This window comes from Rhizobium sp. BK591, assembly GCF_014195045.1.
GTDB classification, from domain to species: domain Bacteria; phylum Pseudomonadota; class Alphaproteobacteria; order Rhizobiales; family Rhizobiaceae; genus Rhizobium; species Rhizobium anhuiense.
This window is the reverse complement of record NZ_JACIAZ010000001.1, coordinates 481,358-496,700: the sequence shown is the minus strand read 5'-3', so window position 1 is coordinate 496,700 and position 15,343 is coordinate 481,358. Positions and strand designations below refer to the sequence as shown.

Annotated in this window: 22 protein-coding genes, 1 tRNA gene and 1 pseudogene; 8 read left to right on the top strand and 16 right to left on the bottom strand. The window is 60.5% G+C overall.

Features of this window, described 5'->3' with window-relative positions; all coding sequences use genetic code 11:
* Positions 1-130 precede the first annotated feature (130 nt).
* Positions 131-325, bottom strand: a complete 195-nt coding sequence (locus FHX10_RS02340) for a hypothetical protein (RefSeq protein ID WP_018242928.1) — start codon at positions 323-325, stop codon at positions 131-133.
* Between the two features lie 123 nt (positions 326-448).
* On the opposite strand from FHX10_RS02340, the gene FHX10_RS02335 reads away from it, so the two are divergent.
* The 3 genes from FHX10_RS02335 to FHX10_RS02325 all read left to right on the top strand — a co-directional run bounded on the left by FHX10_RS02335 (position 449) and on the right by FHX10_RS02325 (position 2,534).
* Positions 449-1,174, top strand: coding sequence for a LuxR family transcriptional regulator (locus FHX10_RS02335; protein ID WP_063474579.1), 726 nt, complete (start codon positions 449-451; stop codon positions 1,172-1,174).
* A 506-nt stretch (positions 1,175-1,680) separates the two neighbouring features.
* The gene (locus FHX10_RS02330) at positions 1,681-2,346 is read left to right on the top strand and encodes an acyl-homoserine-lactone synthase (protein ID WP_063474578.1); all 666 of its coding nucleotides are present in this window, start codon (positions 1,681-1,683) and stop codon (positions 2,344-2,346) included.
* Positions 2,343-2,534, top strand: a complete 192-nt coding sequence (locus FHX10_RS02325) for a hypothetical protein (RefSeq protein WP_028756001.1) — start codon at positions 2,343-2,345, stop codon at positions 2,532-2,534. Before FHX10_RS02330 ends, FHX10_RS02325 begins: the two co-directional genes overlap by 4 nt.
* A gap of 101 nt (positions 2,535-2,635) precedes the next feature.
* On the opposite strand, the gene FHX10_RS02320 is transcribed toward FHX10_RS02325, so the two are convergent.
* Positions 2,636-3,004: a response regulator gene (locus tag FHX10_RS02320; RefSeq protein ID WP_028756002.1), complete on the bottom strand. Its 369-nt coding sequence runs from the start codon at positions 3,002-3,004 to the stop codon at positions 2,636-2,638.
* A 201-nt stretch (positions 3,005-3,205) separates the two neighbouring features.
* Between FHX10_RS02320 and FHX10_RS02315 the strand changes: the two genes are divergently transcribed.
* Positions 3,206-3,281 (top strand) — tRNA-Ile (locus FHX10_RS02315).
* Positions 3,282-3,957: 676 nt separating this feature from the next.
* On the opposite strand, the gene FHX10_RS02310 is transcribed toward FHX10_RS02315, so the two are convergent.
* Both FHX10_RS02310 and FHX10_RS02305 read right to left on the bottom strand, forming a co-directional pair.
* Complete coding sequence (locus FHX10_RS02310) at positions 3,958-4,269, bottom strand: hypothetical protein (protein WP_082849686.1); 312 nt, start codon at positions 4,267-4,269, stop codon at positions 3,958-3,960.
* Positions 4,270-4,598: 329 nt separating this feature from the next.
* Complete coding sequence (locus tag FHX10_RS02305) at positions 4,599-5,303, bottom strand: FkbM family methyltransferase (RefSeq protein ID WP_028756004.1); 705 nt, start codon at positions 5,301-5,303, stop codon at positions 4,599-4,601.
* Between the two features lie 337 nt (positions 5,304-5,640).
* Between FHX10_RS02305 and FHX10_RS34900 the strand changes: the two genes are divergently transcribed.
* A complete protein-coding gene (locus tag FHX10_RS34900) occupies positions 5,641-5,835 on the top strand; it encodes a hypothetical protein (protein ID WP_080759842.1) in 195 nt (64 codons plus the stop codon).
* Between the two features lie 102 nt (positions 5,836-5,937).
* On the opposite strand, the gene FHX10_RS02300 is transcribed toward FHX10_RS34900, so the two are convergent.
* On the bottom strand, positions 5,938-6,126 hold the full coding sequence (locus FHX10_RS02300) for a hypothetical protein (protein ID WP_028756005.1): 189 nt from the start codon (positions 6,124-6,126) through the stop codon (positions 5,938-5,940).
* A gap of 253 nt (positions 6,127-6,379) precedes the next feature.
* On the opposite strand from FHX10_RS02300, the gene FHX10_RS02295 reads away from it, so the two are divergent.
* Complete coding sequence (locus FHX10_RS02295; protein WP_164735911.1) at positions 6,380-6,526, top strand: hypothetical protein; 147 nt, start codon at positions 6,380-6,382, stop codon at positions 6,524-6,526.
* A 41-nt stretch (positions 6,527-6,567) separates the two neighbouring features.
* On the opposite strand, the gene FHX10_RS02290 is transcribed toward FHX10_RS02295, so the two are convergent.
* Positions 6,568-7,140, bottom strand: a complete 573-nt coding sequence (locus FHX10_RS02290) for a hypothetical protein (RefSeq protein WP_184389067.1) — start codon at positions 7,138-7,140, stop codon at positions 6,568-6,570.
* Positions 7,141-7,468: 328 nt separating this feature from the next.
* Here FHX10_RS02290 and FHX10_RS02285 point away from each other — a divergent pair, with 328 nt between their 5' ends.
* Positions 7,469-8,209 carry an SIMPL domain-containing protein gene (locus FHX10_RS02285; protein WP_028756007.1) on the top strand — a complete coding sequence of 247 codons (741 nt, stop codon included), beginning with the start codon at positions 7,469-7,471 and terminating at the stop codon, positions 8,207-8,209.
* Positions 8,210-8,538: 329 nt separating this feature from the next.
* Here FHX10_RS02285 and FHX10_RS02280 read toward each other — a convergent pair whose 3' ends face one another.
* The 7 genes and pseudogenes from FHX10_RS02280 to FHX10_RS02250 all read right to left on the bottom strand — a co-directional run bounded on the left by FHX10_RS02280 (position 8,539) and on the right by FHX10_RS02250 (position 13,295).
* Positions 8,539-8,898 carry a hypothetical protein gene (locus FHX10_RS02280; RefSeq protein WP_018242957.1) on the bottom strand — a complete coding sequence of 120 codons (360 nt, stop codon included), beginning with the start codon at positions 8,896-8,898 and terminating at the stop codon, positions 8,539-8,541.
* A gap of 175 nt (positions 8,899-9,073) precedes the next feature.
* Positions 9,074-9,379, bottom strand: a complete 306-nt coding sequence (locus FHX10_RS02275) for a hypothetical protein (protein ID WP_097542121.1) — start codon at positions 9,377-9,379, stop codon at positions 9,074-9,076.
* Between the two features lie 166 nt (positions 9,380-9,545).
* Positions 9,546-9,968, bottom strand: a complete 423-nt coding sequence (locus FHX10_RS02270) for a secondary thiamine-phosphate synthase enzyme YjbQ (RefSeq protein ID WP_063474569.1) — start codon at positions 9,966-9,968, stop codon at positions 9,546-9,548.
* A 97-nt stretch (positions 9,969-10,065) separates the two neighbouring features.
* Positions 10,066-10,419: a DUF1428 domain-containing protein gene (locus FHX10_RS02265; RefSeq protein WP_028756010.1), complete on the bottom strand. Its 354-nt coding sequence runs from the start codon at positions 10,417-10,419 to the stop codon at positions 10,066-10,068.
* Between the two features lie 111 nt (positions 10,420-10,530).
* Positions 10,531-11,130, bottom strand: coding sequence for a DUF922 domain-containing Zn-dependent protease (locus tag FHX10_RS02260; RefSeq protein WP_184389064.1), 600 nt, complete (start codon positions 11,128-11,130; stop codon positions 10,531-10,533).
* Between the two features lie 83 nt (positions 11,131-11,213).
* Positions 11,214-12,434 (bottom strand): MFS transporter, encoded by a 1,221-nt coding sequence (locus FHX10_RS02255; RefSeq protein ID WP_028756012.1) that lies wholly within the window; start codon positions 12,432-12,434, stop codon positions 11,214-11,216.
* Positions 12,435-12,576: 142 nt separating this feature from the next.
* Positions 12,577-13,295 (bottom strand): annotated as a pseudogene (locus FHX10_RS02250) (Crp/Fnr family transcriptional regulator).
* Positions 13,296-13,428: 133 nt separating this feature from the next.
* Here FHX10_RS02250 and FHX10_RS02245 point away from each other — a divergent pair.
* Entirely contained in the window at positions 13,429-13,674 is a 246-nt protein-coding gene (locus FHX10_RS02245; RefSeq protein ID WP_028756014.1) for a DUF6894 family protein, read from the top strand.
* Positions 13,675-13,819: 145 nt separating this feature from the next.
* On the opposite strand, the gene FHX10_RS02240 is transcribed toward FHX10_RS02245, so the two are convergent.
* From FHX10_RS02240 to FHX10_RS02230, 3 genes are all read right to left on the bottom strand, one after another.
* Positions 13,820-14,077 (bottom strand): DUF6894 family protein, encoded by a 258-nt coding sequence (locus tag FHX10_RS02240; protein WP_184389061.1) that lies wholly within the window; start codon positions 14,075-14,077, stop codon positions 13,820-13,822.
* Positions 14,078-14,152: 75 nt separating this feature from the next.
* Positions 14,153-14,551, bottom strand: coding sequence for a DUF427 domain-containing protein (locus FHX10_RS02235; protein WP_063474565.1), 399 nt, complete (start codon positions 14,549-14,551; stop codon positions 14,153-14,155).
* 98 nt (positions 14,552-14,649) lie between these two features.
* Complete coding sequence (locus FHX10_RS02230; protein ID WP_097542117.1) at positions 14,650-15,342, bottom strand: B3/4 domain-containing protein; 693 nt, start codon at positions 15,340-15,342, stop codon at positions 14,650-14,652.
* Between the last annotated feature and the right edge of the window lies 1 nt (position 15,343).

Sequence of the window (15,343 nt, the reverse complement as noted above, 5' to 3'; positions counted from 1 at the left end):
CGACATGAATGAAGACGTATTCATCGGCAGTTTTGCAGAGCAGAAAGGCTGTGGGATTTGCCTGCCGACCGGCGTGGGTGTCCTGCCTGAATTGCGGAGAAAAGGCTGAGCCGTTCGGGAAGGCCGATCGTCAGAAAGCGTTGGTTTCCTGGCAGAGCGCCCGGTGAACCTCGGTCCAGAACAGTGCCAGTGGCCTGTCGCCGTTGCGTTCGGCAACGAGGGCGCGGATCAGCGCTTCGGAGCCTGCCATGTCCTGCCAGCTGGATTTCAGGCCCTTGGCGGCCTGTTGGCATTCGGCAATCTCGAATGGTCTCTTGCTGTCCATATGAGGTCTCCTCATGACAGGCGCTAGCAGATGGGACCCGAATTGTCATTCCCCGCATATGTGGGGATGCCTTGTATTTATGACGGCCCTCGCGGTAGGATTGAGGGAATTGGGGCAGTGGAAATGATTGAGAATACCTATAGCGAAAAGTTCGAGTCCGCTTTCGAACAGATCAAGGCCGCGGCCAATGTGGATGCCGCCATCCGCATTCTGCAGGCGGAATATGGCCTCGATTTCGTCACATACCATCTCGCCCAGACGATCGCCAGCAAGATCGATTCGCCCTTCGTGCGCACCACCTATCCGGATGCCTGGGTCTCCCGCTACCTCCTGAACAGCTATGTGAAGGTCGATCCGATCGTCAAAGAGGGCTTCGAACGCCAGCTGCCCTTCGACTGGAGCGAGGTCGAGCCGACGCCGGAGGCCTATGCCATGCTGGTCGACGCCCAGAAGCACGGCATCGGCGGCAACGGCTACTCCATTCCCGTCGCCGACAAGGCGCAGCGCCGCGCCCTCCTGTCGATGAATGCCCGCATACCGGCTGACCAATGGGCCGAACTCGTCCGCCTTTGCCGCAACGAATGGCTCGAGATCGCTCACCTGATCCACCGCAAGGCCGTCTACGAGCTGCATGGCGAGAACGATCCGGTGCCGGCACTGTCGCCGCGCGAAATCGAATGCCTGCACTGGACGGCGCTCGGCAAGGACTACAAGGATATTTCGGTCATCCTGGGCATATCCGAGCACACCACGCGCGATTATCTGAAGACCGCCCGCTTCAAGCTCGGCTGCGCGACGATCTCGGCCGCCGCCTCGCGGGCCGTGCAATTGCGCATCATCAATCCCTAGAGCCTTTCCTGGTCAGATTGAAGCATTCTGTTGGCTCAAACGGAGTCGGATGGTCGACCCGCCGGCGCGCGGCGTAGCCCGGCTCTACGGCCAAGCCGACCGGTCGATCAGCCGGCCCGTTTCAGCCAACCCTCCTGCAGATTTGCTAGGCAAATCTGCAAGAGTTTAGAATCGCCGGACGCACCTGTTGCTTCGCATGGCGAAGCAGTGCGGCCGGTGGGCCGGGCATCTCTACGCCGGGGCAGAGGCGATAGGCTCGGACGTATCTTGAGGTATGCCCGTCGCCAATCGCCTTTGCCCTCACGAAAACCTGCTCCGGCAGAATGCTTCAAGCTGACCAGGAAAAGCTCAAGCTCGTTTGTCGTCGCATGTCGTGATCGCAAGATCTCAATTTTGCGCGGCAGGCTCTGCCCCCCTCATCTGAGGGGGCCCATCTGAGGGAATTTCCGATCCGGCCCGCCTGAACCATTCTGCCTTCCACGAACTTGAAAACGCTGGAGGGCAAAATGTTCGTTATCATTCAGGCACATGAGTATCAGAAATACGCTGCCGTACTCGACCAGATGTTTCGCCTGCGCAAGAAGGTGTTCGCCGATACGCTCGGCTGGGACGTGCCCGTCATCGGCCCTTACGAACGCGACAGCTACGATTCGCTGGCTCCCGCCTATCTCGTCTGGTGCAACGACAACCGCACCCGTCTTTATGGCGGCATGCGCCTGATGCCGACGACGGGCCCGACTCTTCTCTACGACGTGTTCCGCGAGACCTTTCCCGATGCCGCCGATCTCATCGCCCCCGGCATCTGGGAAGGCACGCGGATGTGCATCGATGAAGAGGCGATCGCCCGGGATTTCCCCGGCATCGATGCCGGCCGCGCCTTCTCCATGATGCTGCTTGCGCTTTGCGAGTGCGCGCTCGATCACGGCATCCATACGATGATTTCCAACTACGAGCCCTACCTCAAGCGCGTTTACAAGCGCGCCGGCGCCGAAGTGGACGAACTCGGCCGCGCCGACGGCTACGGCAAATATCCCGTCTGCTGCGGCGCCTTCGAAGTATCGGACCGCGTGCTGCGCAAGATGCGCGCCGCCCTCGGCCTCACCCTACCCCTTTATGTCAGGCACGTGCCGGCTCGCTCGGTCGTGACCCAATTCCTGGAGATGGCAGCATGAACCGCCTCGCTGAAACCGCCACGCAGAAGGATATCGGCGCGCTGGAACGCCATGTTCTCGCATCCCGCGACCTCGCTACGCAGATAGGGGATCCCTTCCTCTCCTATCTCCTCTCGATGGCGCTGTTCACGATCTACGAGAAGAAAGCCCATCACGAGAACGAGGCGCTGAAGAGCAGCTTCAGTTGAGGGCGCTGTTCCCCTCCGCCGTGCCTGAAGACGAGCCATGTCTCCCGGCGCCTCGCGCGCAGCCGCAAAACCAGTCCCCGTTTTGCGGCTGCGCGGTGTTACTACGTCATCAGGGAATTGATCGTCGAAATCAACGTGTCGTGCATATAGGGCTTCGGCAGGAAAGCGGTATTGGCGGGTAGCGCCATCGGATCGAGCCGCACCATGCCCGAGGTGATGATGATGCCGATGTTCGGCCGCATCGCCCTCACCCGATTGGCAAGCTGGAGACCGTCCATCGAGCCGGCCATGTTGACGTCGGTGAACAGGATATCGACATCCTGCCTGCCCTTCAGCACCACCAGCGCCTCATCGGCATTCGCCGCCTCCAGCGCCACGTGGCCGACATCCTCCAGCACATCGAGGATATTGAACCGGATCATCGGCTCATCCTCCACGATGAGCACCACGGCACTGTTCAAAGCCACCATCTGCGATCGCCCTTTTCATGCGGAAGGTCACTTGAATAACTGTGGTCCGCGCGGGAAGCTTCCAGTGGCTGCCCACGAAATATGCATCGTCCACAGATGCGTGCGCTCTCCGCTTGTGGCTCTTCCCGATTTGCGTTAGAGCGGAACCCGTGCCGCGGGAACCATTGCCCCGGCACCCAAGCGCCGGACACCCGGCGCCAAGGGCCTGTAGCTCAATGGTTAGAGCCGGCGGCTCATAACCGCTTGGTTGGGGGTTCGAGTCCCTCCGGGCCCACCATTCAACTCTCTAAGATCCTATTTTTCCTGCATATATTTGCGTTCAAGGTCCCAGCTTTCAAGCTTAGACCCACCGAGTTAGACATTTTAGTTCTCGTTCCGATCCGGCAAGAGGAGCTTGGCGCCGTCTCCGGCTAGCTTCTTGCGACGTGCTGCGCGGGTGTAACCATCTGAATATTGCCTTGAGCTGATCGCTAGTCGCACCGTTTTTTTGCGGCGATCGAGGCTCCGGCCTTTCGCGGACAGGGCATAGCACCTTGTCCAACCATATGATCGAGCAGAGTGGCGCCTATGCCGACACAAGCCGCGGCGGCCACGCAAACAGGGCATGTTGGTCAATAGCCGCCGGTTGGTAAGGCTGACGGCGCGCTATGGTAGGGCTTCCGTTTTGCTGCCGCCGCGATGATCGACTGGACGGATCGGCCGAGCAACTAGCGCACTTCAGAGCGCGTGTCGTACTTCTCGTCGTACCGCGGTTATTGCGCCCCCTGCCTAGCTCTAAATCAGCAGCCCCCTAATCCTTGCGAAAATTCACGAGGCGCATAAATTCAATCTATCGGATAGCTTTTGCTGGTGACCACGGATGTACTGGCACCGTGCGATGCAATCAAAGAAAGGTCGGCGCGAGCATTCGCCCGACCTTTCTTTTTATAGGTTGGCGCCCGTGGCAGTGCCGACTAAAAATCGAAATACACAGTCACTCCTGACCGACGACGATAGGAGTAATCGTCGCGATAGCCGTAATAGTCGCGATGACCGTAATACCGCGGACGGTAGCACGAGCCATAATACCTGCAGTCGCGGTGGGCGTATCGCTGTTTCCAGTGGCGATTTGCATGCCATTTCCCATGTTTCCGGTGTTTGACCTGCTCGACGTCTGGGGTGTGCAGTTGTGCTGCGTTCGGCACGACAATCGGCGTGGCGTTTAGCGGCAGGGCGAACGATGCAGACAAGACAATGGCTGCAAGTGACGAAAAAAGCATCTTCATCGGATCATCCTTTCAGGCTTCGATTCTGGGTTAACAAGGATTAACCTCCGATGAACGCGCGCTTCTCAGAAAAACACCGGCCGTTGAACTTCCTTCGGCTCGGCGGACGTGATTTTTTGGAATTTTGACACGAGGTTCCCGAATTTTTGAAAAGCCCAATCAGGTCTTAAGGACGGCTCAAGGAGCGTTTAAACCGTTCTCAAAGGGCCGGCAAAATATCCTCCCGCCCGAGGTCCAATCCCGTCCGATTTCCGAGCGCTTTGCCGCGACGCGCCAGCGGTCATTGCCGCTGAAGGTCGGCCGGCGGGGGGTGGGCACACTAAGTGCGCTTATAGATCGTCGCGGATAGAAAAAACGTAGTTGTAAGGCGTTCCGGAAGAGCCTTTCCGGACCTCGTCGATCGACAGGGAACGAAATTTTCGATCTTTCAGGCAATATACAGAATATCCAAACGGCTTAAGATAGTCGATCACACTGCCGACAGCGTTGGGTCGATGTCGGTCTTCCGCTTCGATAAGCAGATTTGGGCGATCCCGGTGCAATATAGCCTCCGCGCCTTCGAGTACTTTTAGTTCGTGCCCTTCAACGTCGATCTTGATGAAGCCTACAGTGTCGAACTGATAGCTATCCAGGCGCCGGGTTGGAACGGAAATTTCTTCGACATTTTGCGTCGAAAGCCTATTCTGCTCCTCAATCGTGGCGCAGCCATCCATGCGCTGATCACTGGGGATCCGCATCGTTGCAACGCCAGCGCTGTCGGAAAGTGCGACCTGCTCCACCCGAACCGACGAACCAAGCGCGGCCTTCAGAAAAGCTACCATGTTAGGTTGAGGCTCGAAGGCGACGACATTGCGCGCATACTTGGTCAAGAACCAAGAATAGACACCGTAGTTCGCACCTATATCGATGGCAGTCTGGCTCCGACGGCATAATCGATCGAGGATCCGAAGCTCGGGCTCACCATGGCGCCATTCTCGTGAAGCGCGCGTCCATAGCCTGAACCGAGGTGGCGCAATCTTAGCAATATGAAGCATGTAGGCTCCCGGTAACTCGAAAGCATGTGCTATCCACTCGTCGAGCGGCGTGCCCCTGTTTCTTCACCTTCCGTGAATTGGCAACCAGTGGCTAGATCATCGATAGTTGATGCCTTGCGTGGCCGTTTCGCCAAGCCTAGTTCTTTAGGTGAAGCCGACGTAGCCGTGGATCCCTTCTGCAGGCATGGCCAAACAACCTTGATCGTGGCAGCAAGCGCTTGCGAAGGGGTTTTCAACAAATAACAAAATCTTGATCGGCAACGACAGTTATCAGGACGCCTCTTCGGCCCTACTTGCCACGAGTATACGGACACGTTGGACAGTGAAGGGTGGGGAGATGCTTCAAACTCGCAAACTATCGGGGGCCATGACAGCCGTCTTCGTCATTGCCATGTCGGCATCGGCCTGCACCACGAGCCCAAACGACTCGATGCAAACGGGCTCGGTCGGGTATACCGCCCGGAGCGCTGACTTTGACCTCCGGCCTGCCTGCCGCGATGGATTCGGCAATGATCGTCCGTGCAGCTATTAGCGCGGGAAAAATTGGAAGTCTGATTGCAGCGATAGTTCGCCTCCAGCGATTGCCAGTCAGACGACTTCATCCGGCGGCATCATGCCCGATCGGCGCAGATTTCTAATAGCTGCAAGAACGCCCATCGCTCGGCCTGAACCCACCACCGCAGGCTGGGTTGAGCGGCAGATCCTCGTGGTAGTAGCCGATCGAGGAGGTTTGGTCGACGCTTCCGGACGAAGTGCAGGCCGAGATGATCGAGGCAAGGCTGATCAGCGTTCCGGTCGCGATAAATGCGAAAAATCGGTTCATCTGAGCTTCTCCTTCGGAGGGGTATCGTTTTACCCCAAGCGGGCAATCTACCACGCCACGGCGACGACAGACGAGGATTTATCGTGGCCGACCGGCCTTAGCGGCCCGATCTAACGCCAATGTGATCAGCGTGCAGGCCATCTCCTCAAGCCATGCACTGTCGCATAACTGTCATGTGAAATTGCCCATTGTTCCGGCAGTCTGGGCAAAATATATGCTGTCGGCTAACAAAAAAAAGAATGAGTGAATTGCCATGAGTGCCATACAGAGACTTTTCCACCGCAATCTCCTGACCCGCTTCGTCTCCGGTCTCGGTGCGGTTCCCCAGCGCATTCGCGCCGCACGCGAAGAGCGCCAGCCCGCCATCCATCCATCCTTCATGGACGATTTCGGCGCCTAAGCGTCCAATACATTCCCCGGCCAACGGGTAGGGAAACGCCCCTACCCTCGCCGGCGCGCGTCCTTAGTTCCTGCGGGTGCAGCCGGTTCACCCCAGCTGGAAATGGCTTGGCCGGCCTTGGTCGCCACGCGCATGTCGTAGAGGGCCAGCGAAGCCTGGAGCTGCCGCATGTCGGTGCAGCGGTTGATGATGCCTCCGATATATTGCACGCAGTCGCTGGCGTTGCCCTGTACCGAGCCAGTCGCCCAATCCTTGACGACCCCGTCGGCGCCCACCAGGAAATAGGAAAGTCGGTTGTTCTGCGAAACGGTGGAGCTGCCGACCAGACCGACGAAATTCGTGCCGGTTTCGGTCTTGGCGCCGGGCGCCATGTGCCGGTAGATCGTCATGCCGTTCGTCAATGACGTCGCACCGATCATCGGCCCGAAGGTCGCTTCCGAGCCGGAAAGCCGCGCCATCGGCGACTGGCCGAGATTGGCGACCTCCGCATAGGGCTTGCCCAGCGCATAGCTGGTGTAAGAGCGGTTGGCGGCATTCTCCGCCTTTTCCGCCACCTGAGAGCAGCCCGCCAGATCGACGGCGAGGCTGATCGAAAGAATTGCCAAGAATCGCATGCTGCCCCCTTGCCGGCCGCACGATGTGCTGTGCGGCCGCCGCTTGTTCCTTAACCCGCCATATTTGCTATCAGGTTTGCGGAATTTGGGAAGCGGTGGCGTCGTCACGTCGGTTGATGCGAGGCGAAGTATCGTTTGCCTGCGCTTTACCGGTGTGCCGCGTGAGCCCCTCTGCCCGGCAGGGCAGAGAGGGTGACCGCGGCATATCCTCTCCTCGTTACTCCACATTTTTCTCGCGATGCGCATGCGCCTGTCTTTTCCGCCGCAATAGCTTCACAATCAACCGACAGAAAGCTGTTCAGGGAAACGACAACCAAGGAATGAAAACATGGCGCCGATCTACACCAGAACTGTTCTGATGACTGCCCTTCTGGCCCTGCCGCTGACCGCCGCAGCGCCGGCATTCGCGCAGGAGGTAAAGCCGCGCGAGCCGGTGATCTCGGTGACGGGCGACGGCGAATCGTCCGCAGCGCCCGATATGGCCGTCCTCAATCTTGCCGTCGTCAAACAGGCGAAAACCGCCCGCGAAGCGCTCGACGAGAACAACAAGGCGATGAACGACGTGCTGACCGCGCTGAAGAGCGGCGGCATCGCCGAGCGCGATCTGCAGACCTCCGGCTTTTCCATCCAACCACAATACAATTATCCGCAGCCCGTCGACGGCCAGCAGCAACAGCCGCAACTGGTCGGCTACCAGACCATCAATTCGGTCACCGTCAGGCTGCGCGATCTCGCCAAGCTCGGCCAGGTGATCGATCAGGCCGTCACCCTCGGCATCAACCAAGGCGGTGACATCCAGTTCACCAACGACAAACCGGAAGCCACTCTCGAAGAGGCACGCAAGGATGCCGTCGCCGATGCCGTCAAGAAGGCGAAGACGCTGAGCGAAGCCGCCGGCGTCAAGCTCGGCCGCATCCTCGAGATCAACGAGAATGTGCCGCGCGCCATGCCGCAGCCGGTCTATCGCGCCACGATGATGAAAGAGACCTCCGACACTGCCGTTCCCGTCCAGGGCGGCGAGAATAATTACAATGTCAGCGTCACCGTGACTTTCGCCATCGAGCAGTAAAAGGAGAGCACCGCGCGTTTGAAGAAACGTGCGGTGCTCAGGCTGCCGACAATACACGAGCAAGGGTTCAGCGTGACACGACCTCCCACCGCTTGGAGATCGACGAGAGGCAGCCCTCTATCCGCGTAAACCGGACAGCAGTGGCACAATTCCGAGGATGAGGCGGGGCGAGCGAGATTTGTCATTAAACGGAGCGCTCGGCGTCTTTTGAGACCCGCAGCGCTGTAAAAAGTCTTTCAAAAAGAAAACCGCCCTTGCCGATCCGGGAAGACTGGCAAAGGCGGTTCTGGCCGCCGCATCGGGGAGACGAGGCGGTATTCTACTTGATATCAGCGGCGCAGGGCGGGGCAGCCGCGCACGTTGCCGAAGCTCATTTCATCGGGACCACGACGCGTCCAGCCCTGGACGATCACGCGGCGCGGGGTGATGTCGACGACGCGGGCGCGGCGGAAGCCGTAATCCCGGGCGAGATTTTCGGCGAGCTGCGGATTGCAGCCGCGCGACGGGCGGCCGTAGCCCGGAGGCGGACGGTCATAGCCCGGAGGCGGACGGCGGTAATCCTGTGGCGGACCACGGTCCGGCTCGCCGATAATGATATTCAACTGGGCGGCGGCCGGGGCCACCGTGCCGGCAAGAGTGCCGGCTGTCAGCATGACGGCAAGACCCGCCTTTGCCAAAAACTGCATCATCGAAAAACCTTTCGTTTGAAAGTCGGAGCGGTCGAGCCGCCCTCCCCACTCTCCACATTACGCCGAAGCGTCATTTGAGAATCACTCATACAGATCAGAGAAGAGACGGCTGAAAGTGTCGCCGTCAAGGCAAAACGGACCGGAAGCGCCGCTTCGGCGCCTCCGACCGCAGTCCTCAGCGCCGGATCAGCGGGCAGCCGCGGACATTCGCGAAGACCATTCTGTCCCAGCCGCGACGGTCGCGCCCTGCGACGACGACGACGCGCGGCGACAGGCGGGTGACATGGGCTCTCCGCAGGCCGAAATCGCGCGCCTTATTCACGGCGTGTATCGGCGAGCAGCCGCGGATCGGCCGATGGTATTGTGCCTCGACGACGAAGCTCGTCTGCGGCCCCGCGGCGGCGGCCGTGGAAACAGTGGCCGGAATGGTGCAGAGGGCGAGCAGAGCGGCAAGCGAAGCCTTGGTGAGGAAATGCGTCATGGATGTCTCCGTCGATTGAATTCCAGGCTCTCCCTTCAGGGATTGTGTCGACAGTAAACGTTGCAAAATGAATGGTGTTCGAACCGGGCATTCAGTTTGCATTCACAACAGCATGATGCCGAAAACGTCGGCGGTTTCCGGCACTATCGACTCTCTCTTTCGATGTTCAGGGGCTGAGATGCAGCACGATCTCGCGCCGGTGCGGCCGGTCTCGATGTTCGAAGAGATAGAGCCCCTGCCAGGTGCCGAGCATCAGCCGCCCCCTGGCGACGGGAATGCCGATGGAGACCTGCGTCAGCGCCGCCTTGATATGCGCCGGCATATCATCCGGCCCCTCGGCCCTGTGCACGATCCAGCTCATCTGAGGATCGGAGGCCGGCGGCACGAGGCGGCGGAAGAAGGAGAGAAGATCGGTGCGCACATCGGGATCGGCATTTTCCTGGATCAGCAGCGAACAGGATGTGTGGCGCACGAAGACGGTCAGAAGCCCCTCCTCCCGCCCCGAGGCGTTGACGAAAGCGCTCGCCTGGTCGGTGAATTCGTAAAGGCCCTGTCCGCGTGTGGACAGGCTAAGGATCGTCTGGGGCAAGGCGCTCTCCCATCTCGCAATGACATTCCCCGCGAGTTGGCGCACCGCTGGCGGCGAGTCAAGCTTGCCGGGGGAAGTCAAAGGTTGCCTGGCGCCATCAGAGCTTGAGCAGCATCTCGAAGCCGCCATAGATCATCCGCTTGCCGTCGAACGGCATCTGCCATTGGTCGCCCTTGAGCCTCGGATCCTCCATCACCTTGGCATTGATATCGTCGCGCTCCCGGCGCGAGCCGTAGACGATCCAGGAAAACACCACCACCTCATCCGCCTTCGCCTGCACGGCGCGGGGAAAGGAGGTCAGTTCGCCATAGGGCACGTCGTCGCCGATACACTCGACATATTCGAGGGCGCCATATTCCTTCCAGATCGTGCCGGCAAAGGTCGAGAACTTCTTGTAGGCCCCGACATTCTCCTTCGGCACCGCGACGATGAAACCATCGACATAGGACATTGCACTCCTCCTCTCATGTGTCTGTTATTGCGGGGGAGATAGGAGCCTTGCCGAGCGGGTCCAGCCCGGTGGCGAGTGGTTGACCGCGCCGCGCTATCAGCTTCGGCCCGATCAGGGACCATTCACCAGCGTCAAGATCAGTTGCTGGATATTGCCGCCGTCACCCATTTCGATCTTGTCGAAGTCGCGGCCGCGCTGGCGCTGGCGCATCGAGATCTCGCCGAGGCGCCGGGTCAGCTCGACCCGGATCTTCTTGCAATCGGGGTCATCGGCAACGGTGAGGCCGATGCTCGTCGCCTCGATTTCCTTGACCATTTCCTTGATGGTCACGCCATGCACCCGTTCATGGGCCGCAACACCCGATATGAAGGCCTGCCAGCTGCTGTCGACGGCCGCCGGCAGCTCGCTCGCCGGCTTCGGCAGCGTGTAGGTGATGATGAGCTTCGGCCGGTTGGTCACGATCACACACGCATTGCCCTGCGGTTCGTATTTCCTCGTCCAGGTCAGCTTGAATGTCGTATGCGCGATCACCCGGCCCGTGACCCCGGCCTTCGGTCCCCGCGCCCCGATCGATTCGTAGAGTTCGGCCCCGGTCTTGCCCGATATCGAATAGGGCCGCACCTCCTCGACCGCCTGCCATTCGGCCAGCGCTGCCGCCGGCGCCAACGCGAAAAACGCCGTCAGCGCAGAAGATAGGAAATGTCTCGTCACGCGCCGCCCCGCCAAATGATTCCCGCCGCCGAACCTAATGGGACCGCTCCCGTCTTTCAACGCGGTTAAACGAGGCGCAAGCATCAGCCCTGCAGCGTCTTGACCCTGGTGAGATCGGGGAAGAGCCGCATCCACAGGACGACGACGACGATCGTGCCGAGCCCGCCGACGACGCCGGTGGCGACCGGCCCGAGGGCTGCAGCCATCATGCCGGATTCGAATTCGCCGAGCTGGTTGGAGGTACCGATGAACAGCGAGTTGACGGCGCTGACACGGCCACGCATCTCGTCCGGCGTCAGAAGCTGTACCAGCGAGCTGCGCACGACAACGCTCACCGTATCGGAGGCGCCGACGACAAGCAGCGCCGCGACGGAAAGCGCAATATTGGTGGAGAGCGAGAAGACGATGGTGGCGACGCCGAACACCGCGACGGCGGCCAGCATCTTGCGCCCGACATTGCTTTCGAGCGGCCGGCGGGCAAGCACGATCGACATGGCGAGCGCGCCGATTGCCGGCGCTGCGCGCAGCAGGCCGAGGCCCCAGGGGCCGGCATGCAGGATATCGCGGGCAAACATCGGCAACAGCGCGGTGGCGCCGCCGAGCAGCACCGCGAAGAGATCGAGCGAGATCGTGCCGAGCATGACAGGCCGGCTGCGGATGAAGGAGACGCCGGCAAAGACGGAAGCAAGCGTCACCGGCTCGCGCCTGGCAGGGCTCCATTGCATGCGGATCGAAATGACATTGAAGCTCGCAACGGCAAACAGCAGCGCCGCGATGGCAAAGGGCGCCACGGGATGAAGGCCATAGAGCAGGCCGCCGAGCGAGGGGCCGATGATCAGCGCCGTCTGCATCATCGAGGTGGAGGTGGCGACCGCCTTCTGCAGCATCGAGGCCGGCACGATATTCGGCAGCAGCGCCGCCATGGTCGGCCGCTCGAAGGCGACGACGGCGCCAAGCACGGTGACGGCGGCAAGGATGCCGGCCGGCGTCAGCCATTGCTGCCAGGTGGCGATCGCCAGCACCAGCGCCGTCACCGCCTCGATCAACTGGCAGACAAGCCCGATGCGCCGCCGGTCGAACCGGTCGGCGACATGGCCGACGACAAAGGTCAGCACCGCCATCGGCAGGAACTGGCAGAAGCCGACGAGGCCGAGCGCAAAGGCGCTGTGCGTCTGATCGTAAATCATCCAGCCCATGGCGATGCCGATGGATTGGAAGGAAAGCGAGGAAAAGACGCGGGAGGCGGCGAAGTTCAGATAGCCGGGGTGGCGAAGAACGCTCCCCGGGCTTTGGGATATGTCCATTGCGATATCACCGGCCGACGCGGCGAAGCCGTGGCCTTCATGGGGTTTTCAAAAATATTGGCACGTGTTCTGCCCCAATAAATGGTTTGTCAATTGCAATGAGCTGTTGTCACCGGATTGTGCAATGCTCGGCCTCACAAAGTTAGCGCGGTTCCCTGGAGATGCTGAGATAGCCGGGGTCGAATTCGGCGATTTCCTGCAGGCGTTCCCAGTCGACGATGGTGATCGTCCGGTTCTCCCAGGTGAACACCCCCTCGCGCCTCAACGCCTGCAGCGTCTTGTTCAGATGGACGACGGAAACGCCGAGTACGTCGGCCATCTCGATCTGCGTCAACGGAAACTGGAAGCTTGCGCCGCGCGTCCGCTTCACCACCTGCAGCCGCACGAAGAGTTCGCAGACGAGGTGAGCGATATGGGCGCGTTTGGAGCGCCGGCCCATGGCGACGATCCATTCCCGGTGAATGGCGCCATCGACCAGCGTGTCGAGCCAGAGCAGCCGGGTCAGGTGCGGCATGCGCTCGGTGATCGCCCTGAGGTCGGCGTGATCGGCAAAGGCGACATGGCAGGACGACAGCGCAACGATGCCGTGATCCATCTTCTTGATCGGGAAAGCGTGCAGATCGACGAAATCGCCGGCGACATGCAGCGCCGTGATCTGGCGGCTGCCGTCGGCCATCACCTTGTAGCGCGCCGCAAAACCGTCGAGCAGTAGCGTGCTGTAGCCAGGCCTGCTTCCTTCGGAGACGAGATCCTCCCCGGCAGCAAAATACCTGTCTTTGACGATGATCGCCCTGAGATGGCTTTCCTCTTCATCCGACAGCACATCGCGGCTCCAAGGTTGAGCAGCAGGGATTCAATCAAGGGCCTGCCCCCCGATATCGCGAGGGGCCCGACCGATTTCGATGCAACCCAGTTTTTCTATAAGAATCAATGCCTAGCCTCGGGAACAATTGTCTTCATCTGTGATTTCCCCTCTAACGCGTAGGGAAAAACCATGGCTCGCTACTATTTCGATCTACACAACGGGGAAGGTCCCACGCGCGATGAGCACGGCACCGAGCTCAGATCTCGTGAAGACATTCCGAAGGAAGTGACCCGCATCCTGCTGGATGTGGCCCGGGACGAACTGCCTGCGGGTGACCGCATGACGATCGCCGTCACCGTTCGCAACGAGAAAGGCGATCCGGTCACGGTTGCCAGCCTCGTCTTCAACAATGAATGGCTCGACATCTTGCGATAGCGGCCGCCGTTCAAGGGCTGCCGCCGGTCACACATACGCATCAATCCGACTCGGTCGATTGTGACGCGACGCTAAGACCCGTCTTCATAGCCGACAATTAAATTTGACATAGTCTTTCGATTGCTTCGGCTCGATCGACAGCTATTCAAGGCCGGCGCGCCGATCGCGGCTCTTTCGAAATTTCTTCGAGAACCAGCCGGATTTCCGCCAGCGGCCGCCGGCTTTCATCGAAGAGTTCCACCGACAGCATATTCAAAGGCGCAGCCGGCAGGCCTTCGGCCGCCATCTCCGCGAGCACGCGCCGCGCCTCCGCTTTGGCAGCCTCGATGGAGTCGAAATCATATCCCGTCTCGGTCGCCCCGACGCCATCCCGATCGAAAAGCTGAAAGTAGAATTTCGGCACGACACATCCCCCGCTAGATGAGCCTAACGGGCCGGCGGCAAACATGTTCCGCCGGAACGGCTGCAATGGGCGTCGTCAGAAGGTGCCGGCTTCCGGAGAGGCCATTTCCTCGATACCGTCGACACGGTCGGGGTAGAAGGCGAGATGGTCCTTGATATTGCTGACCGCGGCATTCGGCGCCTCATAGGTCCAGACGGCATTCTTCGACCGCTCGCCGCCTGCAATGATGCTGTAATAGGAGGCATCGCCCTTATAGGGGCAATGGCTGGTGTGGTCGGTGCGCTGCAGCAGCGACATGTCCACATCCCTCCGCGGAATATACTGCACCGGCGGATAGGAGGCCTCGCGCAGCGTCAGCGCATCGTGTGTATCGGCGATGATCTTGCCGCCGAGCGTGACGACGACGCGGGAGGGATTGTGCTCGACGGTGATCGGGTGGTCCGGCCCCGGGATCTTGATCGTCTTGTCTGACATGGTGGTTCGTCTCCAGGAGATATCGGCCCCTTGGAGATAGGGCGGGCACGCTGCCGGCCCAAGGCCTGGAATGCCGCCTTTGCTGAAGTGTCGCTCCCTTAGAATTCAAAATGCCGCGATTCTACGCTCAGCATCGCCGTTTTCGGCGCCGCCGGCCAATGGTGCGCGAGCGCATCGGCCACCGTGGCGACCAACCTCTCCAAGTCCTCACCGGCCGAAGCATGCAAGGCCTCGGCAACGATCAGCACCGAGCGCGTCGCCGGCCGCACGGCCGAAAGCCCACTCTGCCGGTTCGTCCAGCGCCGCGCATGCGCGTTCCCCGCCCCGTCTGCGAAGATCACCTCATTCGGCTCCGGATGTTCGCTCACGCCGCCGAAGGTCAAATAGGTCTCGTCACCCCCAGCCCGCCGAACCTCGAGATCGCCGACGATCATTTCGGCGTCGAAGACGGCGATCGGGATGGCAAAAGCGAGCGAAATCGCATTGCAGAGATCGATGAGCGGATGCAGGCGCGGCAGCGCATGGTCCTGACGGAAGCGGCGCAGCAGCGCCTCGGAAGCGCAGCGATATTGCGTCGGCTTCAACCCCATACGGGAAAAGCCACGCCGCCAGGCCTGGATTTCGGGGAATTCGCCTTCCTGCGTTTCGGCCAGCCGGGCCTCTGCGATCGCACTGAAACCTGCGATCGCCTCCTCGACATTGGCATCCGCATCGATGCCTCCCGCATGGAGCGCACCGGCGAGAAGCTCCGGAAAGACCTGCCATATGGTATCGGAATGGCTGAACTGCATG